The 26,406-nt window shown below is 71.0% G+C and carries 22 protein-coding genes and 4 pseudogenes; 11 read left to right on the forward strand and 15 right to left on the reverse strand.

Going from position 1 to position 26,406, the window contains the following annotated elements:
- Positions 1-63: 63 nt before the first annotated feature.
- Entirely contained in the window at positions 64-1,371 is a 1,308-nt protein-coding gene (locus IF73_RS0129630) for an amidohydrolase (RefSeq protein ID WP_031013495.1), read from the reverse strand.
- Positions 1,368-2,618, reverse strand: a complete 1,251-nt coding sequence (locus IF73_RS0129635; RefSeq protein ID WP_031013496.1) for an MFS transporter — start codon at positions 2,616-2,618, stop codon at positions 1,368-1,370. Before IF73_RS0129635 ends, IF73_RS0129630 begins: the two co-directional genes overlap by 4 nt.
- Before the next feature lie 112 nt (positions 2,619-2,730).
- Here IF73_RS0129635 and IF73_RS0129640 point away from each other — a divergent pair, with 112 nt between their 5' ends.
- The gene (locus IF73_RS0129640) at positions 2,731-3,849 is read left to right on the forward strand and encodes an Lrp/AsnC family transcriptional regulator (protein WP_078868317.1); all 1,119 of its coding nucleotides are present in this window, start codon (positions 2,731-2,733) and stop codon (positions 3,847-3,849) included.
- A 9-nt stretch (positions 3,850-3,858) separates the two neighbouring features.
- Here IF73_RS0129640 and IF73_RS0129645 read toward each other — a convergent pair whose 3' ends face one another.
- From IF73_RS0129645 to cseB, 5 genes are all read right to left on the reverse strand, one after another.
- A complete protein-coding gene (locus IF73_RS0129645; RefSeq protein ID WP_031013498.1) occupies positions 3,859-6,417 on the reverse strand; it encodes an ABC transporter permease in 2,559 nt (852 codons plus the stop codon).
- A gap of 78 nt (positions 6,418-6,495) precedes the next feature.
- A complete protein-coding gene (locus IF73_RS0129650; protein WP_031013499.1) occupies positions 6,496-7,269 on the reverse strand; it encodes an ABC transporter ATP-binding protein in 774 nt (257 codons plus the stop codon).
- A gap of 197 nt (positions 7,270-7,466) precedes the next feature.
- Positions 7,467-7,700: a hypothetical protein gene (locus IF73_RS0129655; RefSeq protein ID WP_031013501.1), complete on the reverse strand. Its 234-nt coding sequence runs from the start codon at positions 7,698-7,700 to the stop codon at positions 7,467-7,469.
- A 145-nt stretch (positions 7,701-7,845) separates the two neighbouring features.
- Positions 7,846-9,099 (reverse strand): sensor histidine kinase, encoded by a 1,254-nt coding sequence (locus IF73_RS0129660; protein ID WP_234338376.1) that lies wholly within the window; start codon positions 9,097-9,099, stop codon positions 7,846-7,848.
- A complete protein-coding gene (cseB, locus tag IF73_RS0129665) occupies positions 9,096-9,761 on the reverse strand; it encodes a two-component system response regulator CseB (RefSeq protein ID WP_234338382.1) in 666 nt (221 codons plus the stop codon). Before cseB ends, IF73_RS0129660 begins: the two co-directional genes overlap by 4 nt.
- A 439-nt stretch (positions 9,762-10,200) precedes the next feature.
- Between cseB and IF73_RS42890 the strand changes: the two are divergent.
- The 3 genes and pseudogenes from IF73_RS42890 to IF73_RS42270 form a co-directional block, all read left to right on the forward strand.
- Positions 10,201-10,371, forward strand: a pseudogene (locus IF73_RS42890) (hypothetical protein); the annotation flags it as partial.
- Positions 10,372-10,587 (forward strand): hypothetical protein, encoded by a 216-nt coding sequence (locus IF73_RS0129670; protein ID WP_420706590.1) that lies wholly within the window; start codon positions 10,372-10,374, stop codon positions 10,585-10,587.
- A 1,405-nt stretch (positions 10,588-11,992) separates the two neighbouring features.
- Positions 11,993-12,167 (forward strand): annotated as a pseudogene (locus IF73_RS42270) (IS630 family transposase); the annotation flags it as partial.
- 244 nt (positions 12,168-12,411) lie between these two features.
- Here the strand turns inward: IF73_RS42270 and IF73_RS41225 are convergent.
- The 3 genes from IF73_RS41225 to IF73_RS0129685 form a co-directional block, all read right to left on the reverse strand.
- Complete coding sequence (locus IF73_RS41225) at positions 12,412-12,552, reverse strand: hypothetical protein (RefSeq protein ID WP_158822172.1); 141 nt, start codon at positions 12,550-12,552, stop codon at positions 12,412-12,414.
- A gap of 40 nt (positions 12,553-12,592) precedes the next feature.
- Positions 12,593-12,763, reverse strand: coding sequence for a hypothetical protein (locus IF73_RS41635; protein WP_199806743.1), 171 nt, complete (start codon positions 12,761-12,763; stop codon positions 12,593-12,595).
- A 305-nt stretch (positions 12,764-13,068) separates the two neighbouring features.
- Positions 13,069-13,986: a LysR family transcriptional regulator gene (locus tag IF73_RS0129685; protein WP_031013508.1), complete on the reverse strand. Its 918-nt coding sequence runs from the start codon at positions 13,984-13,986 to the stop codon at positions 13,069-13,071.
- A gap of 71 nt (positions 13,987-14,057) precedes the next feature.
- Between IF73_RS0129685 and IF73_RS0129690 the strand changes: the two genes are divergently transcribed.
- The 4 genes and pseudogenes from IF73_RS0129690 (at position 14,058) to IF73_RS0129710 (ending at position 18,056) form a co-directional block, all read left to right on the forward strand.
- Positions 14,058-14,708 (forward strand): maleylpyruvate isomerase family mycothiol-dependent enzyme, encoded by a 651-nt coding sequence (locus IF73_RS0129690; protein WP_031013510.1) that lies wholly within the window; start codon positions 14,058-14,060, stop codon positions 14,706-14,708.
- A 35-nt stretch (positions 14,709-14,743) separates the two neighbouring features.
- Positions 14,744-15,262 (forward strand): DUF1772 domain-containing protein, encoded by a 519-nt coding sequence (locus IF73_RS0129695; protein WP_031013511.1) that lies wholly within the window; start codon positions 14,744-14,746, stop codon positions 15,260-15,262.
- A 799-nt stretch (positions 15,263-16,061) separates the two neighbouring features.
- A pseudogene (locus IF73_RS38100) lies at positions 16,062-17,208 on the forward strand (IS701 family transposase).
- Between the two features lie 254 nt (positions 17,209-17,462).
- Positions 17,463-18,056 carry a hypothetical protein gene (locus tag IF73_RS0129710; RefSeq protein ID WP_037880903.1) on the forward strand — a complete coding sequence of 198 codons (594 nt, stop codon included), beginning with the start codon at positions 17,463-17,465 and terminating at the stop codon, positions 18,054-18,056.
- Positions 18,057-18,479: 423 nt separating this feature from the next.
- Here IF73_RS0129710 and IF73_RS42275 read toward each other — a convergent pair whose 3' ends face one another.
- The 3 genes from IF73_RS42275 to IF73_RS0129725 form a co-directional block, all read right to left on the reverse strand.
- Positions 18,480-18,857, reverse strand: coding sequence for a hypothetical protein (locus IF73_RS42275; protein ID WP_031013515.1), 378 nt, complete (start codon positions 18,855-18,857; stop codon positions 18,480-18,482).
- 745 nt (positions 18,858-19,602) lie between these two features.
- A complete protein-coding gene (locus IF73_RS42285) occupies positions 19,603-20,037 on the reverse strand; it encodes a hypothetical protein (protein ID WP_031013516.1) in 435 nt (144 codons plus the stop codon).
- Entirely contained in the window at positions 20,034-20,813 is a 780-nt protein-coding gene (locus IF73_RS0129725) for an SDR family oxidoreductase (protein ID WP_031013518.1), read from the reverse strand. Before IF73_RS0129725 ends, IF73_RS42285 begins: the two co-directional genes overlap by 4 nt.
- A gap of 442 nt (positions 20,814-21,255) precedes the next feature.
- On the opposite strand from IF73_RS0129725, the gene IF73_RS0129730 reads away from it, so the two are divergent.
- From IF73_RS0129730 to IF73_RS0129740, 3 genes and pseudogenes are all read left to right on the forward strand, one after another.
- Entirely contained in the window at positions 21,256-21,438 is a 183-nt protein-coding gene (locus IF73_RS0129730) for a hypothetical protein (protein WP_031013520.1), read from the forward strand.
- A 460-nt stretch (positions 21,439-21,898) separates the two neighbouring features.
- Positions 21,899-22,295 (forward strand): annotated as a pseudogene (gene tpg / locus IF73_RS42770) (telomere-protecting terminal protein Tpg); the annotation flags it as partial.
- Between the two features lie 383 nt (positions 22,296-22,678).
- On the forward strand, positions 22,679-23,173 hold the full coding sequence (locus IF73_RS0129740) for a DUF3237 domain-containing protein (protein ID WP_031013522.1): 495 nt from the start codon (positions 22,679-22,681) through the stop codon (positions 23,171-23,173).
- Between the two features lie 320 nt (positions 23,174-23,493).
- On the opposite strand, the gene IF73_RS41240 is transcribed toward IF73_RS0129740, so the two are convergent.
- Both IF73_RS41240 and IF73_RS0129745 read right to left on the reverse strand, forming a co-directional pair.
- On the reverse strand, positions 23,494-23,748 hold the full coding sequence (locus IF73_RS41240) for a hypothetical protein (protein ID WP_158822176.1): 255 nt from the start codon (positions 23,746-23,748) through the stop codon (positions 23,494-23,496).
- Complete coding sequence (locus tag IF73_RS0129745; protein WP_158822178.1) at positions 23,745-25,808, reverse strand: type I restriction-modification system subunit M/S; 2,064 nt, start codon at positions 25,806-25,808, stop codon at positions 23,745-23,747. The genes IF73_RS41240 and IF73_RS0129745 overlap by 4 nt, the downstream gene beginning before the upstream one ends.
- Between the last annotated feature and the right edge of the window lie 598 nt (positions 25,809-26,406).

The following is a 26,406-nucleotide window of genomic DNA, read 5'->3' on the forward strand; positions in this document are numbered from 1 at the left end:
GGGCGGAGGGCGGGAAGGGGAGAGGGGGCGGGGGCGGGAAGGGAGAGGGGGCGGGGCGGTACGTCAGGCCTCTTCGCCGGTGGCGGGCCGGGGGTCCTCGGGGCACAGCCACGGGGCGGCCGCCGCGAGCAGGGCGGTCACGCCGATCCCGATCGTGGGGTCGGGTACGGGGGCGAAGTGCGGCGAGTGGTTCGCGGGGACGGTCGCGGGGAGGCCGTCCTGGAGCAGGCTCTCCGGGGCGGCGTCCCGGAAGAGCGCGGGGTCGGCGCCGCCGAAGTGCCAGAAGACGGAGGGGACGCCGAGAGCGGTGCCGAAGACGCCGAAGTCCTCGCTGCCGGTGAGGGTCTGGGGCAGGGTGAAGACGCGTTCCCGGCCGAAGGCCCCGGTGAGCGCCGTCAGGACGGTGTCGGTGGCCCGCTCGTCGTTGACGGTGACGGGGAAGGAGTTGAGGACGGTGATCTCGGGGTCCTTCGGGGCGCCCGAGGCGGCGGCCTCGGCGCGGACGATCCGTTCGACGGCTGCGAGGACCCGGTCCCGTATCACGGGGGTCGTGGAGCGGATGTTGATCCGCAGCTCGGCGGTGTCGGGGATGATGTTCTCCTTGGTGCCCGTGTGCAGCGATCCGACGGTGACCACCGCGGTCTGCGCCGCCCCGGTCTCGCGGGAGACGATCGTCTGGAGCCGCATCACGACCGCTGCGGCCATGACGACCGGGTCGACGGTCGACTCGGGCGTCGAGCCGTGTCCGCCGCGGCCGAAGAGGCGGACCCGCAGGCTGTCGGAGGCGGCCATCACCGGGCCGGGCCGGGTGCCGACGAAGCCCACGGGCGCGGGGGCCACGTGCTGGCCGAGGCAGACGTCGGCGCGCGGGAAGCGGTCCGGGAAGCCGTCCTCGATCATCGCCGGCGCGCCGCCGACCTCCTCGGCGGGCTGGAACACGGCGACGACGGTGCCGCGCCACGCCCCCCGGGCCGCGGCCAGCTGGGCGGTCGCGCCGAGGAGGCAGGTGACGTGCATGTCGTGGCCGCAGGCGTGCATCACGGGCACCTCGTCGCCCTCGCTGTCGACTGCGGTCGCGCGGGAGGCGTACGGCAGTCCCGTCCGCTCCCGGACCGGGAGTCCGTCCATGTCGGCGCGGAGCAGGACCACCGGGCCCTCGCCGTTGGCCAGGACTCCGACGACACCGGTGCCGCCGACGCCCTCGGTGACGTCCCAGCCCTGCCCGCGCAGCCGGCCGGAGATGACGCCGGCCGTGCGGAACTCCTGGAAGGACAGCTCGGGGTGGGCGTGCAGATCCTCGTAGACGGCGCGGAGGCCGGGCAGCCGGTCCGGGAGGCCGGTCAGCAGGCGGGCGAGGGCGGGAGTGGTCACGAGTGCTCCTTTGCGGGCGTGGGAAGGGGGGAGGCGCCGGTGGCGGTCCGGAAGGAGGCGGCGTCCTGCGGGGTGAGGAGGGCCATGACGGCGGCGACGGCGGCGCCGAGGACCAAGGAGGCGAAGGCCACCCGGAAGGAGAAGGCGTCCGCGAGCGCGCCGACGACGGGCGGGACGACCATGCCGGCCAGCTGGCCGCCGAGGACGACCGCCGCACTGCCCACGCCGACCTGTTCCGGGGCCAGTCCGCTCAGCGGGACGGCGAGGATGGGCATGTAGCAGAGGGCGACGGCGACCGAGGCGAGCGTGCCGAGGACGACGAAGCCGGTGAGCGAGGAGGAGAAGGCGAGCAGGAGCAGCAGGACGGCCGCCGCCGTCATGGCGGGGACGATCACCCTGCGGTGGTGGCCGCCGAGCCGGTCCGAGATCCGGCCGCCGACGACGATCGCGCCGGCCGCGGCGAGGGCCGGGACGGCCACGAGGGCTCCGGCCGCGGCGAGGGAGACACCGTACTCCTCGCCGAGGTAGGAGGGGACCCAGGTGTTGAAGCCCCAGACGATCGCGCTGTAGCCGAACATCATGGCGCTGAAGCGCCAGACCACGCCGAGCCTCAGGACAGCGCCCGCGCCGGGGCGGCCGCCGTCCGCCGCCGGTTCCGTACGGGGCAGCGGGGCCGGGAGTTGCAGCTGTACCGCCACCAGTACGACGACTCCGAGCGCCGCCGTCGAGAAGAACGCCGAGCGCCAGCCGAAGACCCCGATCAGGGGAGCGACGAGCAGCGGGGTCAGGACGCCGGCGACCGCGTTGGAGCTCATGATCAGACCGTTGGCGCCCATCCGCTCCTGGGGTGTGGTCCGCTCGACGAGGACCTTCAGCGCGGCGGGCGGGAAGATGCCCTCGGCGGCGCCGAAGGCGAACCGCAGCACGAGCAGGACGGCGAACGACCAGGCGAGGCCGGTCAGCGCGGTGAACGCGGACCAGGCGAGCAGCGCCCAGAGCGTGACGCGCCGCGCGCCGTGCCGGTCGGCGAGCATCCCGCCGGGGATCTGGGCGAGGGCGTAGGCGAGGAAGAACGCAGAGACGACGAGGCCCTGTTGCCCGCGGCTGAGCTCGAACTCGGCGCCGAGGGAAGGCAGGACCAGGTTGATGACCAGCCGGTCGGCGTAGTCGACCAGCCAGGCGGCGAACAGCAGGGCGATCGTGATCCGGACGGTTCTCCGGGCGGACTGCGGGGACGGAGCAGACACGCGGCACTCCTCATCACCGTGGCCGAACTGGGCATCGGCCGGAAGTGCCCCTACCATCCGGCCTGTGACCGGAATCCCCGGAGAATTGCAGGAAAGCATCACGGAGGACGCTGTGACACCGGATTCCCGCACCACCGCTGACGCGGACCCGCACTCCACCGCCGGCACACAACCGCGTTTCTCCGAGCTGGACCTCGCGCTCGTCGACGCCCTGCAGGCCGCGCCCCGGGCGCCGTGGTCGCAGATCGGCCGGGCACTCGGCGTCGACGCGACCACGGTGGCCCGGCGCTGGGAGCGACTGCGCGTGAACGGTCTGGCCTGGGTCACCGCCTACGGCGCACCGAAGTGGATCACCGTCGCCTACGTCGAGGTGCGGTGCCGGCCGCGGGCCCTAGAAGCGGTCAGCCTGGCGTTGGCCGGCATGCCCTGGGTGTTCAGCGTCGACGAGACGGCCGGCGACTTCGACCTGCTGGCCTCCGTCAACGCCGCCGACCTGCCGTCCCTCGGCCGCTCGGTGCACGGCCTGATCGGCGGCCTGAAGGGCGTCCGCTCCACCCGGACCCGGCTCGGCATCACGCTGTACAGCGAGGGCGGCGACTGGCGGATGCGGGCCATGGAACCCGCCGGGCACGCGGAACTCGCCGCTCCGCGTGCCCCGGGCGCGACCGTCTACAGCGCCCTCACGCACCACCCGCCCGCGCCGGACGACCAGGCCCTGCTCGCGGCGCTCGGCGCCGACGGACGCCTCAGCTACACCGAACTGGGGGCGAAGGCCGGGATGAGCGAGCACACCGCCCGGCGCCGGCTCCAGCGGCTGGTCCGGGACGGCGACATCACCCTCCGCTGCGACCTGGCCCATTCCCTCGCGGGGCTCTCGACGGTGGTGCTCTACCGCGCCGCGGTCCCCCACACCCACCTGGCGGCCGTGGGCCACGCGCTGTCCCGGCTGGAGGAGGTCCGCCTCGCCGTCTCCGTCAGCGGCTCGGACAACCTCCTCGTCATGGTGTGGCTCCGCGGCCTGCATGCCGTCGACCCCTTCGAGGCGCTGCTCGCGGAACGCTTCCCCCTGCTGAGGGTGAACGACCGTACCGTCGTCCTGCGCTCCCGCAAGCGCATGGGCCGCCTCCTCGACCCCGCCGGCCGCGCCACGGGCCACGTCCCCTTCGCGATGCCCCGTGCGTCGTTCCCGGCAGACGGCGCGAGTCCGGAATGGACAGCCACCCCACGCTGAGTCGCCCCGCTAGGCGTGAGCGGCCGCCGCCAAGGGGCTCAGGGCGGCTGCACGGCGGGCCGGGACGGCGGCCGCGAGGACGCCGACCGCGAGCGAGAGCAGACACACCAGGAGCAGGGAGCCCCAGGGCAGGGCCAGGGTGTACTGGTCGATGGCGCCGTTGGCGAGGGAGCCGACCGCCCAGGCGCCGAACAGGCCGCCCGCCAGACCCAGGAGGGTGCCGAAACCGGTGACCGTCAGGGCCTCCAGGCGGATCATGCGGCGGACGCCGGCGCGGTCCATGCCGAGCGCGCGCAGGGCGCCGATCTCGCGGGTGCGTTCGGCGACCGACATGGCCAGGGTGTTCACGATGCCGAGCGCGCTGATGACGACCCCGATGCCGAGCATGCCGTACATCACGTTCAGCAGGTCGCCCATGGTGCCTGCGGCCTCGCGGACGAGCTGGTCGCGGTCCTGCACGGTGAGGAGGGGGTTGTTGCCGACGGCGGTGCGCAGCCGGTTCTCCAGTGCGGCCGTCGCCGGGCCGTCGGTGCGCAGGAGCACGCGCTGGACGGAGCCGGGCAGGAAGCTGTCGGCCGCGACCTCGCCGCGGCTGCCGAGCGCGTCGTGGGCGATGGGGTTGTCCTTGTAGACGCCCACGACCCGGTACAGGGTGGGCTTGCCCGCGCGGCCCGTCTGGACGTTCAACAGGCCGCCGGTGGTCACTCCGCTCTCACGGGCGAGGGTGGCGGAGACGGCGATCCGGCCCGGTGCCAGGTCGTCGGCGGAGCCGGAGACGAAGTCGAGCTTCATGGTGTCGCGCACGGTGGCGGGGTCGACCCCGGAGATCTGCCGGACGCCGGTGCCGGTGAACAGGGTGGAGTCGGTGACCGCGTGCGCGGCGCGCACGCCGGGGGTCTCGGCCAGCCGTCGTACGGCGGCCGGGTCGATGCCCGTCGTGGTGGAGCGGGTGCTGACGACGTAGTCGGCGCCGAGCCCGGCCGCGGCCTGGCGGTCGAGTGCCTGGCCGGTGGAGTGTCCGATGACGGCGAGGCCGGTGACGAGGCCGGTGCTGATCAGCAGGGTGGCGGCGGTGGCCGCCGTGCGGCGCGGATCGCGCAGGGCGTTCTCCCGGGCGAGGCGGCCGGTGACGCCGAACCGCCCGGTCAGCCGCCCCGTCAGCCGGATCACCGGGCCGGCGAGCACCGGCGCGAGCACGATCAGGCCGGCGGCGAACAGGCCGCAGCCCGCCATCGCGGCGCGCAGGTTCTCCTCCGAGGCGTCCTTCGCGCCGCCGAGGGAGACCAGCGAACCGGCGCCGAGTGCGAGGAGGACGAGGCCCACCGCGCCGCGCGGTCGGAACCGCTGTGCCGAAGGCGGTTGTTCGGCCGTGAGCATCGCCTCCATGGGCGAGGTCTTGGCGGCCTGGCGGGCGGGCAGCCACGCGGCGAGCACGGTGACGCCGACGCCCACGCCGAACGCCGCCACGACCGAGCGCGGGCCGATCACCAGGGGGCCGCCGGGCAGGGCGCTGTCACCGCGGAGGACGCGGGGCAGCACCGCGGCGATGCCGAGGCCGAGCAGGAAGCCGGCCACCGAGGCGGCCAGGCCGACCATCAGGGCCTCCAGGAGGACGGAGCGCGACACCTGGCGCCGCGAGGCGCCGATCGCCCGGAGCAGCGCGGTCTCACGGGCGCGCCGCTTCACGACCATGGTGAAGGTGTTGACGATGAGGAACGAGCCGATGAAGAGCGAGACCCCGGCGAAGACCATCGGGACCTTCTCGTAGCCGCGGGTCAGGGTGTCGACGAGGATGGCCTGCTGGGCCGCCTGGGCCTGGCCCGTGGTGGCCTCGGCACGGCCGGCGGGCAGCACGGCCGTGACCCGGTCGGCGAGTTCGTACGCGGTGGTGCCGGGGGTGGCGGTCAGGTCGATGCCGGTGTAGTGACCGGGGGTGGCGAACAGCTTCTGCGCGGTCGCCTTGTCGAAGAGGACGAGGGTGCCGCCGGCGGTGACCCGGGTGTCGTTCGTGGTCACGATGCCGACAAGGCGCGCGGTCATGACCGGGCCGTCCGTGGCCAGGGTGACCGTGTCGCCGAGCCGGAAGCCGCCCGCGGCGGCGGTGCCGCCGTCCACGGCGATCTCGCCGTCGTGCGCGGGGGCGCGGCCCTCGGCCAGCGGATGGCGGCTGTCCTCACCGTCCTTGCCCGGTACGTAGGCGCCGGCCAGGTTCGACCAGGCCCGGCCGGCCCGCAGGGGGCTGCCGTCCGCCGCGTTCAGGGTGGCCGAGCCGTCGGCCGACGGCCGTACGGCGGCGACGCCGGGCACCCGGGCCAGCTGGGCGACGAGCGCGTCGTCGAGCACTGCGGCCCGCGGTCCGGGGTCCGTACCGGGTTCCGGGGCCTTCTCGGTCACCGTGACGTCGACACCGGCGAAGGTCTTCGACGCGGCAGCGCGGTGGGCGGCGGCGGTGGAGTCCGCGAAGACGAGGGTGCCGCTGACGAACGCGACGCCCAGGCAGACGGCGAGGACGGTCATGGCCAGTCGGGTCTTGTGGGCCAGGAGGTTGCGCAGGGTGGTTCTCAGCATGGGGCGTGGGACTTTCCGAGGGAGGGCGGGGGAGCCGGGGATTTTCCGGGCGGTACCGGACGGGGGCGCGGGAGCGGCTCAGCCGTGGTGGGAGCGGGAGCCAAGGTTCTTCATCAGGTCGAGGACGCGGTCCGGGGTGGGCCGGGCCATCTCCTCGACGAGGCGTCCGTCGGCGAGGAACACGACGCGGTCGGCGTAGCCGGCGGCCACGGGGTCGTGGGTGACCATGACCACGGTCTGGCCCAGCTCGCGCACCGAGTCCCTCAGGAAGCCGAGGACTTCGGCCCCGGACCGCGAGTCGAGGTTGCCGGTGGGCTCGTCGCCGAAGACGATCGCGGGCCGGGAGGCCAGGGCGCGGGCGACGGCGACGCGCTGCTGCTGGCCGCCGGACAGCTCGGCGGGCCGGTGTCCCAGGCGGTCGGCGAGGCCGACCATGGAGACGACCCGGTTCAGCCACGTGCGGTCGGGGCGCCTGCCGGCGATGTCCATCGGCAGGGTGATGTTCTCCAGCGCGGTCAGCGTCGGCAGCAGGTTGAACGCCTGGAAGACGAACCCGACGCGGTCCCGGCGCAGTTGCGTGAGCTGCCGGTCGTCGAGCCGGGCGAGTTCGGTGGTGCCGATGCGTACCGATCCGGAGGTGGGCGAGTCGAGTCCGGCGGCGCAGTGCATCAGGGTGGACTTGCCACAGCCCGACGGTCCCATGATCGCGGTGAACTCGCCCTCCCGGAAGGCGATGCTGACCCGGTCCAGGGCGACCACGCGGGTGTCGCCGCTGCCGTAGACCTTCGTCAGGTCGGTGGTGGCGGCCGCGATGCCGGTCGTCGGGTGCGGCGGCAGGAGATCGGCGGTCATCGGTAGGGCTCCTCTTCTCGTACGGAAAGCGCACGTGAAGGGTGTCCGGGGAACGTATCGGGCCTTGGGCCGCCGTGTATCGGTGTCCGCTCAGGCGTGCGGCAAAGGCGTAGCGGGCCGGATACGGGAAGGGGCCTCCCCGCGGCGTCCGCGCGTCGTGGGCGCGGGCGGCGGGGAGGCCCCGAAGGGGCGCGCCACTACCGACGCTCGCCCAGCGCGACGACCCTGCGGGCGAGCGCGCCGACGGCCAGGAGCGTCCCGCCGAGGAACAGCCCGATCGCGCCGAGTACTCCGGCCGGCTGCCCCGTCTCGCCCGCCGCGGTGTCCGCGGTGAGTCCACCGATGACGAGCAGCAGGGACAGGACGGCGGTGAGGGCGCCGGCCGCCAGGGCGCCGCGGGACAGGGCGGTGGTGCGGAAGAACGGGTTCATGAGAGCCTCCTCGAAGTCGGTCCCGCGCCCGGGTTCGGTACGGGACGCGGTGTCCTTCGAAGGGTGACGGAGCAACGTATCGGCCCGTGGGCCGCCGTGTATCAGTGCCCGCTCCACCACGTACCGACCACTGACGGCCGTTCCGTCACGCGGGCAGCCGCAGGGTGGCGACGGCCCCGCCGTCCGGGGCGTTGGCCAGCAGCAGTTCGGCGCCGAGCACCCGGGCCTGACCGAGGGCGATGGTGAGCCCCAGGCCATGGCCCGAGCCCCGTTCCCGGGCACCGGTGTGGAAGCGGCGCGGGCCGTGGAGCAGCAGGTCCTCCGGGAAGCCGGGGCCGTGGTCACGGACGACGACCGTCGGTCCGTCGACGGTGACCCGGACCGGGCCTGCTCCGTGCCGGTGGGCGTTGACGACGAGGTTGGCGACGATCCGCTCCAGGCGGCGCGGGTCGGTCTCCACCGTCCGCGCGCTGTCGCCACCGGTGATCTCCGTGCCGAGACCGGTACGGGAGACGGCCTCGGCGACCACGGCGCCGAGCGGCACCCGGACGCGGACCGCCTCCTCGGCGCCCGCGTCCAGGCGGGAGATCTCGAGAAGGTCCTCGACGAGGTCGCGCAGGTCGCGCACCCTCGCCCGCAGCAGATCCTCGGTCTCGCCGGGCGGCAGGAGATCGACCGCCGCGAGCAGACCGCCGACGGGGGTGCGCAGCTCGTGGGCCACGTCCGCGGTGAACCGGCGCTCGGTGCGCAGCCGCAGCGCGAGGCTGTCGGCCATCGCGTCGACGGTCGCGGCGATGTCCGCGACCTCGTCACGGCCCTTCGTGGGCCCCGTGCGGGCGTCCAGGTCCCCGGCGGAGATCCGCGCCGCGGTCTCGGCGACCCGGCCCAGCCGCCGGGAAAGCAGCCCCGCGCCGTAGACGGCCAGGGGTACGGCGCCCGCGAGCGCGACGAGCGAGGCGACCGCCATGGCCGCGTCGAGGCGCGACAGGTTCGCGTGGTCCGGGCCCAGGTTGATTTGCACGGCGAGGACCGGGCTGCCGGGACCGCCGGTGCGCTGGGCCGCCCAGACGCTCGGCCCGACGTTGCCCTCGACGCGCCCGTCGTACGTGTGGTGCCGCGTGCTGTCGGCCGGGTCCCGCAGTGCGGCAGGCAGGCCGGCGGGGTCGAGCTCGGCGCCGTCGGTGAGGACGCCGGTGCGGCGGTAGAGGTCCATGGCTGCGTACAGCGTGTTCATCGCCCGCGCCTCGCCCCGGCTGCGGATGTCCTGGGCGGTCCACAGGTGCACCAGGACCCCGACCGCCGCCACGACGAGCAGGGCCGTGACCGCGGCGAGGGCGGCGATCTTCCGGCGCAGTGGGGTGCGGTCCGCCCACGGCCCGCGGAGGGGACGCACGGTCACCGCCGGAACTTGTATCCGAAGCCCCGGACCGTCTCGATCCGGTCGCGGCCCACCTTCCGGCGCAGCCGCTGCACGCAGAGGTCGACGACGCGGCTGTCCCCGTCCCAGCCGTACTCCCAGACGTTCCGCAGGAGCGTGTGGCGCTCCAGCACGATCCCGGGGTGGGCGGCGAACTCCAGCAGGAGCTTGAGCTCCGTCGGGGTCAGCGCCACCGGCTCGCCGGAGAGGAAGACCTCCATGCCGGCGGTGTCGATCCGCAAGTCCCCGAACTCCAGCACGTCCCCTGCGGTCGCCCGGCTTCCGGCCTGAGCTTCTCGCTCGGCAGTCACGGGCGCGTACGTGGCACGCCGCAGCAGCGAGCGCATGCGGGCCACCAGGACGTACGTCTCCACCGGTTTGACGACGTAGTCGTCCGCCCCGGCCTCAAGCCCGGCGACCACGTCCAGCCCGTCGCCGCGGGCGGACATCATCAGGACCGGCACCAGGCTGGTCTCCCGGACCCGGCGGCACAACCCGATCCCGTCGAGGCCGGGCAGCATCACGTCGAGGATCAGCAGGTCGAAGTCGTGCTCACGGAAGGCTTCGAGCCCGGCGAGGCCGTCGGCAACGGCCCGCACCCCGTAGCCGTAGCGCTCCAGGGCGACGGCGAAGGACCGGCGCATCAGGTCGTCGTCCTCGACGAGGAGCACACGCGCGGTGGACGCGGGGGAGTCTGGCGAGGACAAGAGGACTCCTGTTCAGCCGTTGGACGGGCGGACGGACCGACTGCACGCCCCGACGTGCGGGGGACCACGCCGCGATCGGAACGATACGGCAGACAGCGGACGGACTGGGCCCATCGTACGGACACCCCAGAACCATGAAACCGCCCTCCCCGACCGGGAAACCCCAGGTCACGCGGCTGCCGACCGCAAGGCGACGGCGCGGAGGCGACTCGCCGGGCACTCCGCTTCGACGTCTGCCCGAGCCCTCTCCGACACGCCGCGGATACAAGGTGCCCCAGGCTCCCCGCACGGGGCCTGCACGACGCGAGGCTGTCGGACTGGCCCGCCGTCTGGCTCATGCCGCACAGCACCGCACATGAACCGATCCTCGGCGACGATGCCGTCGTCCTCGGCAAGGCGGCCGCGGTTCTCGGATCCAGTAGCCGGCCCGCCTGCTCCGCCACGAACCACTGATCTCATCCCGGCCCTGGCCGAGCACGGGGTTCACCTTTCCCGCGAGCAGGTCTACCGCCTCGTCGACCAAGTCCCGCAGAGGCTCTCGACGGACGTGCTGGCCGCGCTCTGCTCGATCCTCCACGTCACCCCGGCCGACCTGATCACCGTCATCGAGAGCCACGTCCAGGTCTCCAAGCCGACGGCGACCGACGAGACCACCGCCGCCGCGACGGCCCCGCCGGCACGCCGCGTACGCCTGACCCGACCCGGGAGAGCGATGACCGCCCCTGCCTCCATCCCGGACACCTGGAGGGAACTGGTCCGCTGATGACCGCGTCCCTCCCCGACCTTGCCGACCGGCACGCGGCCAGGATCGCCGCCGGCCTGACCCCGGCCGCCCGCGGCCGCATCCGGGCCCACCTCACCGCCCACCCCGACGCCCTGGTCAGCGGCGAATCCACCGCACCCCGCTCTGTTCAGGCCCTCATCACCACCCTGGCCGACCACGGGGTCACCGGCGGGCGGGCCCCTGCATGCCTGCGCTGTGGACGCGTCCGAAGGCTTCGCCGGGCGGTGCCAGGCGGCCGGGTCCGTCTCGGCTGCGAGGGCATTCTCGCTGCCCGCTGCAACATCGGCCCCTGCACCGGGCGGCCGTCGCCGGCATCGACGGACCCTCCTACCGGCTCCGCAATCACCAGACCCAGGCCGACACCATCCGCACGGGAGTGAACGCCCGTGTTTCCTGACAGCAGCACCACCTCCCTCGCCCCCCGATCCACCAACTGCCCAATCTGTCAGAGCGAGTTTGTTCCTCACCCTCGGCAGATCTACTGCTCTCCCGCTGCAAATCCGCAGCCCACCGGCTCCCGCCCGCACCCCCGGCAGCCCACACCTGCCCCGTCTGCCAGGGCATCTTCACCGCCCAGCCCCGCCTGCGGCAGATCTACTGCTCGCCCAACTGCCGCCGCGACGCGGAGAAACAGCGCAACCAGGAACGCGACGAACTGCGGGCCATCCGGCTCGGCGAACAGCAGCCCCGGCAGACTCCGACGGCCACAGCCGGCTCCGCCCGGCAGGAGCAGGCCCTGACCCCCACCGCCGTCCGGAACTGCCCGCACTGCGATCAGCCCGTCACCATCGTCGCCCTGCTGGCCACCCCGGAAGCGGCCCGTCCCACCATCGCCAGCAGGGTTCCCGAGATCAGCTCCCTGCGGCGGACTCCGTGAGCGCCGCTGGCAACGTTTTCGCCTGACCGTCACCGATCAACAGGGCCCGGCGACCTTCGGTCGCCGGGCCCTCACACGCGCTCTTCGCTCCCCAGATTCCCCACTCACTTCAAACTGCGCCGAAGTGGAGGGAAGAGCGTCCCTGGCCGATTTCAGAGATCCTCATCACTGCCCACCACTCTCGCCGACATCCTCACCACCCTTGCCGACAGCCCCGCTCCCCAGGGCTGTGCCGCGAACACCAGCGCGGGCTGGCTCTTCCCCGGGCACCTGCCAGATGCCCACATCTCCGCCGCCGCCCTCAGCCGACGTTTGGCCACCCTTCACATCCCCAGTCGGCCGGCCCGGACTACCGCCCTGGTCGCCCTCGCCTGTGGCCTGCCACCCGCGGTCCTCGGCCCGATGCTCGGCCTTCACCCGATCACGGCCGTCCAATGGCGCCGCCGTGCCACCACCGACTGGTCTGCTTACCTCCAAGCGCCGTCGACACGGTTGCCGCTCGCCGACGCGAACCATCCGAACTACCCGGGTCCAGACCCAGGCCCTGCACGCCTACCTGCGCTGCCGCAACGCGAACACCCGACACCCCGACGTCCTGGCTGCCCAGCGCAAGGAACGCGCGCGCATCCGCAGTGAGAAGGGTGTCCGCTGGGGCGGCCGACCGAGCGCCTCCGTGGTTTGACCAGCCGTTGCCGTTACTTCCTCTATGGCAAGCAGAAGGAAGCCGTACTGGCGCACGTTCGGGACTCCGAAGACACTCGTCCTTTACCGCACGCCGGACCGGTGGCGGTTCGCGTCTACTTCGAAACACCGGGCGGCATCGCCGAGGGCTTCCTCGCTCACCCCGCCCCCACTTGCGAGCCTGAGTCGGCTCAGGCACCCTCGACAGGCACACTGCAACCCGGCGAACCTATGCGGTCAGGGCACTAGCTGTCCTCGTCCGACACAGCGCCCCCGCCGATCACCCACTCCTGACCGAAGTCGACCGAGACACTGTCGAAGGTGAGGTCGTCGGTGCCGGGGGCGCTGCTGTCGCCGGCAACGGTGTCATCGGGCTGATCAGGCATGGCGGACTCCTTAGCTCAAGTGATCTTGCCGATTGGGAGCTTAGCCACTGACGGGTGGGTGCGGGTCGGTAATGGGCGGATACACCACACTGAGCATCCCTGCTGCGCCTTGCGGCCCCGCCAGACGGCGTGACTTCACCTCCGCCACCTCGATCGTGCCGAACGCGGCCGCAACCGCCTCGATCTCCACCTCTTCGATCCCGTCGAACACCAGCGAATCTCAGAACGGTGCATCGGTCTGCATGACCAGCACCATCACCGTCCACCGCCGCCCCGAGCAGCGAACGGATCGCACCTGAGGGAGCGTCACTTCCGGCCGTCAGGCGCCAAGGCGTACGCCGTCCCACGCAAGCCAGTCACTCGCAATCGAACACCGAGGTAACACGCAACGGCTCCTCAAGATCTGTGCCAAAACCGAAGAGGGTCCTTTCGGCGTGTCGCGTCAGGTCGTCTCATTTGGTGCTTGCCTGACGGACATCCTGGCAAGAGCCAAAAGAGACGGCCTGGGCTCTCGCCCTACTGCGTGGCGGCCTTCGGCAGGGCCTCGCGCAAGCGATCGAGGAGTGCCTGTGCCGCAGGGCTCGCGGGTCCGGTGGCGGGCCAGGCGAGGACGATTCGGGCACGCATCTGGGGTTCGACGATCTGCAGAGTGCGCAGCGGTCCGCCGAGGTCCGGTTCCTCTTCGCCGAGGGGCAGTACGGCGACGCCCAACCTCCGGGCGGCGAGTTGCGCGAGGACGTGGGGGGATGCTGCCTCGAAGGCGACTCGGGGTCGGAATCCGGCCTGTGCGCAGGCGCGTTCGAGGTTCGCGCGGACTCCGGTTCCGCGCGGCAGGCAGATCAGCGGGCGATCCCGCAGATCTGCCAGGGGGACGCTGGTGCGGTCGGTGGGAGTGAGGAGGGGGTCGCCGGGTGCGACGGCGGCGGCGAGCGGAGCGTCGATGACCGTGCGGTAGGAGAGGCCGGGCGGGGGTGCTTCCCCGGTGGGTCCGAGGAGGGCGATGTCGATCTCTCCGGACAGGAGCGCGGCCTGCATCCGCTCCGAGGTGTCCTCGGTGAGGGCGATCTCCAGTGCGGGGTGGGCGTTGTGGAAGTCCGCGAGGAACGAGGCGACGTCGAAGGCGTGGCTCGTGGCCCCGGACACCAGTCCGAGGGTGACCCGGCCGCGCAGCAGCCCGGTGTGCTCGTCCACGGTCTGTCTCACCGCCTCTGCGGCGGCCAGCGCGGCGCGCGCGTACGGCAGGACGGCCCGGCCCACCTCGGTCGGCGTCACCGACCGGTTGGACCGGTCGAGCAGGGGCTGCCCGAGCTCCTTCTCCAGCTGGCGGATCTGGGCGCTGAGGCCAGGCTGGGCGAGATGCAGCCGGGCGGCGGCCCGGGTGAAACCGCCTTCCTCGACGACGGTGACGAAGTAACGCAGGTGGCGAAGCTCCATAACCAGTGATTCTAGATGGCAGTACATCAATCTATTGGAAGTATGTTTTGGTTGGCCGCAGGCTTGATCGCATGGAGAACGCGACATCTCGCAAGGGTAGGAACGCCGAGCTCAGGGCGTGGATCGCGGCGGAACGCCACGAGCTGGCCGACCTGCTCGACGGCCTTCGGGACGATCAGTGGGACGGGCCGAGCCTGTGCGCGGGATGGCGGGTCCGTGAGGTCGCGGCCCACATGTCGATGGGGTTCCGGCTCTCCCTGCCGGCGACGATGGGGGAACTGGCCAGGGCGCGAGGGAACCTGCACCGGATGACGGACCGTGTCGCGCGCCGGGACGCGGCTGTGCATTCCACCGCCGAGCTCTCCGCGTTCCTGCGGGAGGGCGCACACCATCCCTGGACGCCACCGGTCGGTGGGTTCACGGCGGCGCTCGGCCACGACGTGGTGCACGGACTGGACATCACGGTCGCTCTCGGCCTCGACCGGCGTGTCCCCGAGGACCGGCTACGGGTGCTGCTCGACGGGATCCGGCCCAGCAGCCTGAGGTTCTTCGGCGCCGACATCTCCGAAGTGCTGCTGTGCGCCGAGGACCTGGACTGGTCGTACGGATCCGGCTCTCCCGTGTACGGCGCTGCCCAGGACCTCCTCCTGCTCACCTTCGGCCGCAGGCTGCCGAGCGGTCGGCTCCGGGGGGAATCAAGCAGCCGCTTCACCACCATCTGAACCCGACTACCGCTCCCGCTCGCAAGGAGACCCCCGTGCGCACCCGCCTTCTCCAGGGACTGTCCCTGCTCTTCACCGGGCTGCTGGCCGGCGCCTTCAGCTACGGCGCCGCGAATCTCGTCCCCACCTTCAACGCCGTCCCGCTCGATATGAGACTGGACTTTCACGCCGAGCTGATGAAGATGAACGGGATCACCGTGCAGGGAGCCATGGTGATCTCAACTCTCAGCTCCTTCGCCCTGTCCGTCGTCACGCGCGGCCGGACACGAGTCCTCGCGGCTACGGCAGGGGCCCTGACCCTCGCGTCCTTCCTGATCACCCGGTTCGGGAATGTCCCGATCAACGGCCGCATCAAGCAGTGGGCCGCCACCGCGCCGCCGGCCGACCACGCGGGCATTCTGCACCGCTGGGAACTGTTCAACGACGCTCGTACCCTCACCGCCGTGGTGGCGTTCGCCCTCATCACCTTCCTGACCCTGCGAGAGACCGCTCCCTCCCGAGGCTCGCTCGGACGCGAAAGCCCGGTAGCTGAGCGGGTTTCTCGCGACGCATAACGAACGTCCTGTGGCGAGCACCCTGACCTTCCTAGAACTCAGCGACCTCACGCGCCGCTCCATGAAGCGCTCTCACCGTCGAGCAATCCAGGGGCCGGTCCGTTTGGGGAGCGCACCGGTCGGTCTGGGGTCAGTCGCCGAGACGGTTCACGGCCTCCTTGAGGACGAACCCGTTTGCGGCCGGGGCGTGGCCCATCACAAGGCCCTGGGAGGTCAGGGCGTCGAGGTGGTCGCGCAGGTCGGTGCGGGCAACAGGCCGAAGATGTCGGGGTAGCGGCCTTGGGTGTCGGCGGTGAAGAAGTCGCGATCCTGGACGCCCCGGTCGGTTGGGGTGAGCCGGGGCCCGGCTCCGGCGGTGATCTGTGGGTAGAGGAGGATGCCGACCGTGTGGCCCTCGGTGGCGAGCGGCGTGGACAGCCACGTGACGAGCTGGTCGGCCAGAACTGCGGCTCAGCTCGCCCTTGCCGCTGTTCTTCCATAGCGGTTCGCGGCGGCCGGCGAGCAGAGCGTCGGTGACGCTCTGGTGCTGGGTGGGGTGCATGCGCTCGCCGGGAGCGAGGCGGGTGCGGACGGTCTCGTAGAGGTCGAGCGCGTCAAGGAGGCCGAAGCCGAACGCGGCGGCCGGCGGCCAGGGCAGGACCCGGACGACGCCGGCCTCGACACGGGCGAGCACCCTGACATTGGCGAGGAGCCGCCATCCCGCCCGAGTCAGAGTGAGGGCGGTGGTGGTCTTGCCCGCCCCCTAGTACTGCAACGGTGCTTGCCGTGACTGATGGCCAGGTTGGTCGTTGGTGTTGTCATGGGTGGGGACCTTGCTGATGTCAGGTTGTGGACGGGCGAACTGGAAGCTGTGCACGGGCGGTTCATGCACCGTTTCAGCAGGTCGGAGCCCCGGGAGTCTGCACTGGCTTATCTGCGGGGCCTGCTCGCTCCGCTGCAGCGGAAGAACGGCTGGACGCTGGCGGAGGAAGCCGGCCACACAGGCCCGGACCGCCTCCACCGGATGCTGAACCGGATCGAGTGGGATGCGGAAGAGGTCCTGGACGACGTGCGCGAATACGTCGTCGAGCACCTCGGCGACCAGGATGCGGTGCTGATCGTGGACGGCACCGGCTTCCTGAAGAAAGGCGGCCGGGCGGACGGAGAACCGCCAGATCGGGGTCTTCCTCGCTTATGCAACGAGCCGCGGGCGGACGCTGATCGACCGGCGTCTGTATCTGCCCACCTCCTGGACCGATGACCGTGAATGGTGCCGCCGGGCCGGCATCGGCGACGAGGTTGCCTTCGAGACCAAGGTGGCCATGGCCAAGGCGATGGTCCGCCGCGTGATCACGGACAAGATCCCGTTCCGGTGGGTGACCGCGGATGCCGCCTACGGCTTCTCCAAGGGCTGGCGCTCAGAGCTGGAGGGGGCGGACGTCTTCCACGTCATGGCCACCACCCGGCACGACACCGTCGTCACCCGCTGGGCGATCGACCACCCCGTCCACGACCTGTTCAACGGTCTTGCCCGGCAGAAATGGAAGCGCCAGTCCTGCGGCAGCGGGGCTCACGCCCAGCGGATCTACGACTGGGCCCGCGTCGAGGTGCGGCCCTGGCACCGACCCGATCGCCGCCACTGGGTGATCGCCCGCCGCAGCGTCGCCCGCCCGCAGGAGATCTCCTACTACATCGCCTACTGCCCCGCCGAGACCGCGCTTGATGGGCTGATCCGCATCGCCGGCAGCCGGTGGGCCATCGCGGAATGCTTCCAGAGCGCGAAGCAGGAGTGCGGTCTGGACGACTACCAGGTCCGCCGCTATCCCGGCTGGCACCGCCACATGACCCTGGCCATGGCCGTCCATGCCTGCCTCACCGTCCTGCGGGCCCGCGAGATCGGCGCCGACAAAGCAGAAACGGATCCTCCCAGCTCATCCACCTCAGCCTCGCCGAGATACGACGGCTGATCACCCGCCTCACCAACCGACGCCCCGCACCTGTCGAGCACATCCTGCACTGGTCACACTGGCGCCGACGACGTCAGCACCAGGCCCGCACCAGTCACTACAAACAACGCGGACACAGTCCCTGACCTGGCCATCAGTCACATCAAACACCGTTGCAGTACTAGGGCCTGTCTGGGCGATCATGACGCGATTACCCTCGCCCTGGAGCTGATCACACCAGTTCCGCCCCCAACAGATGACCAGGACACCGGTTCATGACCTCGACCCCGGACGCCGTCCGCGCCCGCGCAGCTGCCGTCTTCGACCTCGATGCCAGGTTGCCCGCGCAAGTCTTCCGGGAACTCGCCGACCAGGCGGTGTTCTGTGAGTTTGATCTGCTGCTCACCCCGGACGCCTGGCCGGCGCTCGCCGCACTGGCCAGGCTGCACGGGGACCGGCAGGTCGACCTGCTCGTGGTCGAGGCGGACGGCATCGCCGGACCGGCGCTGTCGCTGTCCGTCGAGGCCACGCCGGACGACTACTGGGCGGAGGTCGGGTTCGACTCGAGCCGGGAAGCCCTGGAGTCGGTCACCATCGCGGCGCGGACCGTTGCACTGACCGGCCCTTCCGGCCGTTGGGGCTGCTGGGGAGAACGGGATCCGGAGGTCGCCGTCGTCCGAGGCTTCCCTGGCGAGGCCGCACGGCACGATTGGCGTGTCCGGTACGGGCCGTGCGCCGACGCGGCCAACGCGCTGGTGTCCTGGCTGCCGCAGATCTTTGGCGACCGGCGCGTCCCCGATGCCTACGCAGCCGATCTGGCTGCCAACTACGGTGCCCCGCGGAGGAACTGGGAATCTTCCGTCCAATAGTGCGACGATTGCCTGTTTCGCTCGTTGACCGAAGCAAGGGGCAGGGTGACCTGACGCACGCGCCGGACCTGCAGCCCGACCTTGAAGGGGACCACGGAGGCTGCTGCGGGCTGCACGGACAGGGCGGGCTGACTCGACGGTGCCCTTCCGGCACTGCCGTGGGAACAGAGGTCAGCGAGTGCTACACCGCGTACGAACTCCACCTCGACCCGGCACGAGTCCATGCACGAGATGTGACCATCGGCTGATCACTGTTAGAGGTCATCGGACAGTCAGCGGATACAGGTCCGAGGCTCAGGCCCTCCCGCATTTTCGAACACCATGATGACTCTCCGCGATGGCTCCCCAAGGTTTGTGCCAGAACCCAGAACGGCTCTGGTCCACTTCTTGTGGTGCGACCACGCTGGGTGATCCCTGGGTGCCTCAGGGGGTCATGGACCTTGAGCCAGAACGGCGGGTCGTCGCTGTAGCCGCCGCCCGTCCAGATGCCGTCGTAAGAAGCGCGGGCAGCTCTGAGGCGGGGTAGTGCTCGCGGGCCGCGATGTCGGACGCATTCTCCAGTCCGCTGGTGTCGTGGCCCCATGCCTTCAGCGCGGCCAGGAGGCGGTCTCGGTGGTGCCGGTCGGGGCTGGTCGCCGGGAGGCGGCGGGCGTGGTCGGCCAGATCGGCCTGATGCCGGGTGACGAGAGGGTGCTCGGTGAGGTGGATAGCAGTGATCAGCACGATGGTGCGACCCTGGCCGGGGTGGTAGTGGACGGCCCACACGTACGCGGGGTTCTTCGGCTCGGTGGTGAAAACCACCCAGCCGCCTCCCCGTCACGGGTCGGTGCGGCCCCACAGCCCCTCGCCCTGGTCACGGCCGTGCGCTCGATCGCGTCCGGGTTGTCGAGCGGCAGTCGCTGGTCTGATGAACGGCAGGCCCGGAACGGGGTAATCGGTACGAAGCCCGTTAACCGGCTCGGAGGCGTATGGCCAAGAAGGGATCGGTGACGCAGCCCGGAAGCCGGCCGCTCTGGGGGGGCCAGCCGTACCCGCTCCGGGCAGGGCCGTCGGTGCCCGGCTCGATGATGGTGCCGTTAAAGGTCGGCTCTGCCGCCGCCTGCTACACAGGGTGCCGGTAAGAAACGTGTCACCAGCCGCAAACGGCGGTGATCACTCCTTGGGCTCGGCCGGTCGGGTAGGCGCGGCAGGGCGGTACTGAGCGAGCGCCTGGCGGCCGCCCTTCACTGCAACTTGCTGGTCGGCCGCACCGCCGCCCCGCCCCGTACTTCTGGTCCGACCAGTACGGCGTCCGCATCCAGTTCGCCGGCCGCCGCCGGGACAGCGACACGCCGGTCGTGTCGGAGGGCTCGCTGGAGGAGTCGTTGCTCCTCTGCCGCACGAGCGCGTCGGCGCCACGACCGCCGTCCTGGCCGTCGACCGCCCCCGCGCCTTCGCCCGCGCCTGCCGCGCCCTGGCGCGTACGGACGAGCGCCCTGTTCCGGCGTGGTGCCCGCGCGCGTGCCGAGGGCTTTCCGCCACTGCCACCCGGTCACCCGTCAGCCAGTCACTCTCGCTGCCGCCTGGGGAGAGTGGGATGGCCGAAGGTGAGCAGGAGCAGGGCGATCGGGACCACGACGCCAATGCCCAGCACGCCGAGGAGGAGGTTGGCTTCGGCGGCGGAGGTATGCGCGACGGCGTGGGAGCGGAGGTGCACGTGGATGAGGAAGTGCGCGGTGGACCACACCGCGTACGAGGTCAGGACAGTGCGGGTGAAGGCCGGGCTCATCACCACGGCGGCGCCGCCGAGAGGAATCGCGGCGGCCAGGTTCATCGCGCCGTAGTCGAGCATCAGGTGCGGGTTGTAGCCCATGCCCATGTTGACCCACGACCAGCTGAAGAATCCTCTTGGTGAGATGAGGATGGACAGGCCCAGGACAGCCGAGACCAGGGCGAAGAAGATCAGACCGGCGCGTACCCAGGCGGCTTTCGCGTCGCTCATTCGCCGTGGTCCTTGCGCTGCTCCATGAGGAAGTCGTCGAAGGTGAAGGTGCCGACCACGTGCTTCGGAACGAGGTTCGCGCCCTCGGCGAAACCGCGGGCGATCCTGCCCGGTACGCGCAGGGGCACGACACGTCGTCGCAGGCCGTGGGCCTTGTCGTAGTCGGTGGCGAGGTCGCGCATGTCACGCACCTGCGGCCCGCCGATGTCGGGTGCTCTCCCGGCCGGGTCGCTCACGGCGAGATCGGCCAGCCGGTCGGCGACATCGCGGACGTCGATCGGCTGGAACCGGAACCGCTGGAGGGTCACGGTCAGCGGAAACCGCCGCTGCCACGCGAAGAAGCTCGCCACCAGATCGTGGAACTGCGTGGTTCGTTGCACTGTCCACGGCAGCCCGGAGTCCGCGATCATCCGTTCGACCGCGAGCTTGTCGCGGTAGTAGGGAACCGGGATGACGTCGACTCCGACGATGGAGATGTAGACCAGGTGCGGGGTGCTCGCACGCCTCAGAGCCGCGTCGATCAGATTCCGGGTAGCCGTGATGTCTCCCTTGCCGTACGTGGTGGCGCAGTGCACGATGGCCCCCACTCCGCGCACGGCGGCGTCCAGTCCTTGTCCTGTCCTCAGGTCACCGACCACGTGCCGATACTCCGTTGGTGAGGCAGGAGGCTGGGCCTGGCGGCTGAGTACTCGGATCTCGCGGTGTCCGTCGTCGAGGCGCTGCACCACGGCTCGTCCCAGCTTGCCGGTTCCACCGGTCACCAGGAATGGCTGCATGACGTTCTCGTCTCTCTCGTCCGGCTGCCGCGCTGCGGCCGGGAGCTGTCGTCTCACGTCCTTATGACGGGCCAGGGCTGCGAAACGTGACAACACACGGCACCGATGCCGCTCAGCCGTACCTCCACCAGCGTGTCCGTTGGGGGACGGGCCACGATGGTTGATCGTCCTCGGGCATAGCCCACCACAGCCGTACGGCCCCAGACTCATCACCTAGGTGGTGCCCTCCGACACCCCTACGCGGCGGCAGAGCCGGTGGTGAGTTGCTTCAGTCGCTGACGGGAAGATAGGGGGTGCTTATCAGCAGGCTTCCCACCAGGAGTTATGGGCTCGTGACGGCGGAAGATCGCTGATGGTCAGTGGGGTGGTGATGCCGGGGTCGAAGCATGCGGTGACCGACGCCCCCAGGTCTCACGCCGGCGGGGTGGAAGGAAGGACGGCTGTGACCACCCGCCACGACGACCACGACACCCTGTCCGCCGCCGTCCCGCTCGCGGGCCCGAGGCAGCCGCAGGCCGTCGAGCTGTACCCGCCGACCGACGAGGACGGCTGGTATGCCTCGCAGGTATGCGACTGGGTCGCGGTCTGCCCCGAGCTTGGCGACCCGGCGGTCCGGCTCTGCTGATCCTGCGGTCGCTGGTGATCGACAAGCACGGGCCGGTGCGCAAGCTGTCGCTGGCGGAGCTGTGCCGTCTGCTGCCGCGCAAGGCGGTGGGGCCGGGGGAGCGGCCGGAGCCGTCGAGCGTGTCGCGGATCCGTGGTCTGCTCGGCCAGCTGACGGGGGTGGGTCTGGTCACGACTCCCGAGGGGCACCGGCTCACCACGTCCTCGCGGGCGCTGGCGGCCGGGCAGGGGCTGCGGATCAACCTGATGCCGCGCCGTTCGTACGCCGGGCCGTGCAACGCGTTCGAAGTCCTGGACGACATCCGCCCGGCCGCCGAGCGGGCGGCGCTGGCGGCCCGGAAGCGGGAGTGGAGCTCGCCCGGGCCGCCGCGCGGCCCGTCAGGAGGAGCCCGGGGAGGGGCCGCAGGCCGGGGAGGCAGGAGCGGGTCAGAATTCTGGCCCGCGGGGTCAGAATTCCGTGCTTCCTCGTCAAGCAGTTCAAGGGCGCCAAGGCCGTCGCGCAGCTCCTCGGCACCTCCCAGCGCACAGTCGAGCGGTACGTGAAGGACCAGATCAAAAAGGCCCCGCCCTGACCTCGCCGGGCGGATGGCCGGCGAGGTCCGCAAACGATGGCAGCCGAAGCGAACGACAGAACTCGAAGCAGGCGGCCGCGCCCAGCCAGGGCGTGATCATCGACGTACGCGCCCAGCTTGGCTACGCCGCACCGGCCGGCACGACCGACGAGGCCCGCGAACGCCACCTCACCCTCGCCCTGCCCCCCCGCATCAGGCGTTCCGGATCTTCGACGCCCAGGACCGCGGCGGGGAGAGGCAGATGCGCCAGGTGGTCGCCGACGCGCTCAAGGACGTGTCCTTCCAAACGCGCGTGCCCGCCACCGCGCACGCATGGAGCGCACAGAACCTGCCCACGGGAAGTGCGGTGCTCAGGGTCGTGCTCGGCGTCGGGGAGAACCTCCGTCCGGTGGCACCGGTGTGCCTCACGTAGCGCTGGACGAGGCGCGGGCGGCTTTTTCGAGGGTGGGATCGTTGCGTCTGCTATCCAGGCGTGGCGGCGTGCAGTCGGCCGGGGTCGTCGTCCCGGTGGATGCTGACCGGCAGCCGGTATGGGCCGGTGAGATGGGGACAGGTTTGTAGCGAGGCGGCTGTGCGCCTGTGCTATGTCAACGCTGTTGACCATTCTGGGTGTGACTTGTCTAGGATCTGCCGTACCGCAACGCCAGCCCCGCTGCTTTACGGAGTGCCGTGATTACCTCAGAGTCGCATCCCGTCGTCGGACCGGGTTTCACCCCCGCCCTCTGTTTCGCCTTTGAGGTCCGTGCCTCCCTCGCCCGCTCTCTCCATATCGGGCACGGTGCAGGCGAAGTGACCGAGTACGTCCCCATCACCGGCGGTACTGTCGAGGGCCCCCGCCTGCGCGGCAAGGTCCTGGCGGGCGGCGGCGACTGGTGTGACAGACGCGGCGGTGTCTACCAGCTCGATGCCCGGTACCTCCTTCAAGCCGATGACGGCGCGGTCATCGACATCACGAACCGCGGTTTCTACCACGAGGACGACCCCACCGCCCCCGCCCAGTATGACGGCGCCCTGCAGGTGTCCGAGGCAGGTGTGTACTACCGAACCTCCCCGACTTTCCGCACGGATGCCCCCGCCCACCTCTGGCTCGCCCGCACCGTCTTCATCGGCCTCGCTCGCGGCGACGACTCCGAAGTCGCCATCCGCTTCTACTCCGTAGCCTGACCATCCTCGCGACAAGCCGTAAAGGAAGGCCCCACGGCCACCCGGCTGGAACAGCTGCTGATCGTCCGCGAGCCCTCAGGAGTGATGGCCCACCAGTTCCGCGTCGCACACGACGTGCCCTGTGTGTGGACATGGCCGCTATGACGTACGCGCCGCAACGCCCTGCTACCTGCGCCTGCGGGGGTTGCCCCCAAGCGAGGCCGAGGCAGGTCCACGAGGCGGTCGGCTCCCCGCGTCGGCGGGGTGCTGCGGGCTGGGTGCTGCCTGGACGGGCGGGAGTGGCCCCGCGCCGGGTGGTGGCGCGGGGCTCGGGTGGGTGGTCAGTGGCGTTTGCGGAGTTGGTGGATGGCGGGTACGGCGGCGAGGCAGAGGATCGCGGTTCCTCCGAAGGCTGCTCCGGCTTGGAGGAGGGCTTTTGATGGCGGGGTGCCGTCGAGGCTGGTGAGGAATCCGGTGCAGGCTGCGACGAGGGCGGAGAACAGGATCATGACGAGGAGCCAGGGGACCCAGTTGCTGTTGGGGTGCGAAGCAGTGGGAGCGGGCGCCGGGTCGGCCGGCTGCGGGGAGGAGTTCACGGCGTTTCCTTGTCGGGCCTGTCGTGGGCAGGCGTGTCGGGGGCGGTGCGGGTGCGGGGGGTGAGCAGGGTGTCGGCGAGCGCGGTGCGGGTGCGCCGTACACATGAGGCGACGGCGCGGTGGGCGCGGTCGAGTTCGTCGAGGTGGTGGAGAGCGGTCACGGTCTCGTGCTGCACGGTGGGGTCCGGGAGGGGGATCCGCAGTGATCCCAGCGAGTCGGTTCGCAGTGAGGGGGCTGCGGTGGCGGCGGCCCGGTCCTGCATCCAGGCGACGGTCTCGTCCAGGCACAGGTAGTGGAACAGGTACTCGGGCAGGACCTTGTGGGCGTGCTGCTCGCTGACGCGGAGCCGGATGATGTTGGGACTCATCAGCCATCCTGTCTGTGACGGCTGGATCAGGGCGGGCTGGGTGATGGCGCCGGAGCGCACACAGACGATGTCCTGGTCGTGCAGTTCGAAGGCGCGCAGGCGCCGGGCCGTGTCCGGCGTGACCCGTTCGTCGGCCTCGTCGGTGACGCGCTGGTCCTTCAGATGGCGTGGGAAGACGACGGGCACGGTGCCGTCTGCGGTGCGCTGCTTCTTTCCGAGTTTGCTGTAGGAGGGGCCCGCCTGGATCTCGCACAGTGAGGAGAGAGCGACCATGGGAACCGGTCGCGCGGCGGCGTAGACCGCCGGTACGCGGTGGTTCGCGTCCAGGATCCTTCGATCGACGGTCTGCTGTACCTGCCGCAGGTGTGCTTCGGCAGCGGCCAGTTGTTCTTGTGCGTGTGCGAGTGCCGGCGCGGCGTCGGTCTCCCCGTCGTGGCGGCGTTCGACATGGTCGAGTGGGTTGAGGGAGTAGTCGCTGCGCCGCAGGTCCGCCCGCGACACCACGGCGCCGGGCACCGGGGTGTCCGGCGTCCGCTGGGCGCGGTGGAGGGCTTCGCCCGAGATTGCGAAGGCATGGTGGGTCTCGAGGATGGCTTCGACGTCCGCGGGGCTGAGGGTTCGCCGGGGCCCGTTCTTCGTACCCATGTGCCGCGCGTTGAGGAACAGCGTGCTGTCGCACGGATCCGTGGGAGGACGCAGTATCCATACGGAGACCGGAACGGAGGTTCCGGTGAACATCTGGGCCGGCAGCGCGATGACGCATTCGACGCATCCGCGCTCCACCAGATTGGCGCGGATGGTCCGGTCCGCCTTGTGGCTCGAGTTTCCCGCTTTGTTGGGCATGATGATGCCCGCTCTGCCGCCTGGGCGCAGTCGTGCCAGGCAGTACTGGACCCACGCGAAGTTGTCGTTGTCGACGGGCGGGGCTCCGAACGCCCACTGTCCCTCCCGGCGCTCTTCGCGTCCGGGGTCGGTCATGTTGAACGGCGGGTTGGACAGCACGACGTCGAACAGCTCTCCCGGCGTCCTGCCAGAGGAGTCCTGCCAGGGCAGGGTGCGCTTGAGATCGAGTGACGGGGCGACACCATGGAGGAGAAGGTTCATCGTCGCCAGTCGCCAGGTGTCGGCGCGCCGGGTCTCGCCATAGGTCCGCGGGACTGCGTCGAGGGCATGCTCCTGCCCGTTCGAGGCGCAGAACGCCGACGCTTCGATGAGGAACCCGCCGTCACGGGCGTAGGGGTCGTACACGGAGAGGGGCTTGTCGGGGTTGAACGGCGAGCAGGTCAGCCGGGTCATGAGCCGGACCACGGCCCGGGGAGTGAAGAACTCACCGCTTCCGAGCGCCGCCTGCCGTTCGTACTCGTCGAGGATCAGCCCGAACACATCTTCCGTCAGGCAGTCGATCGCCTCGACCACCTTCCCGAGATCCCGTGCCGTCCGCGGCTCCAGCCGCTCCAGCGCCTGCAGCATGCTCGAGTGGACGCCGATGCCCCGCATGTCCTCATCCGTCGCCCGGCCGATGTCCTTGAGCAACTGCGCGGCCTCGTCGAGGGTGCGCAGAGCCCGGGCCCGGACGGCCAGAGAATCGAATCGCTCCGGTGCGGCACCCCGCAGAAAGTGAAGGCAAAGCAGCAGGTTCAGGTAGTCCAGTACGCCCGCGGCCCCCCGCACCCGGTCCACGAGATCGCCCATCAGCGCATTGACGACCCGCAGACTCTCGGAACCGGGTTCCACTACTGCCCCGCTCGGCACGCGGTACGGCCTGGCGGTACCGGGCCGCCGCCCGGCTGCGACGTCTTCCGGGAGCGCCGCCCCGGCCCGCTTGCGCGCGCGATCTCCGTAGCTCGTCCCGGCAGGCTCCCCGTCGAGGAGTTTCCCCGCCGGCACAGGCCGGGCGTCGAGCCAACGCACGACCTCCGACCAGCGGAAGAAATCCTGCCCGTTGGACCGTCGGGGAGCGGGAAAATCCTGCTCCGTTCTCTCCCACACGGTTACCGTCGGCCGGCTCACCCCTGTCAGTGCCGCCAACTGCGCCCGCCCGAGCAGCGGATCGTCAGCCCTTCCTGGACGATTCACAGCGCGGAACCCCCTTTCAACTACGCCTTGGACAAGCCCGTTGAGAAGCGAGACTAGACACTCCCGCCCTACGCCACCAAGTGCGCACCCGAGGTGCGCACTTGGTGGCGTAGGATCGAGAGTCCGCCCGGCGTAGTCCCTGCCATGGCTGTATCGGGCGGCGAAGAGCACTCCGATGGCGCAACCACCACCTCGCCCTCCCTCTTTCCAGGAA

The sequence above is a fragment of the Streptomyces sp. NRRL F-5727 genome (genome assembly GCF_000719555.1).
Lineage (GTDB): Bacteria > Actinomycetota > Actinomycetes > Streptomycetales > Streptomycetaceae > Streptomyces.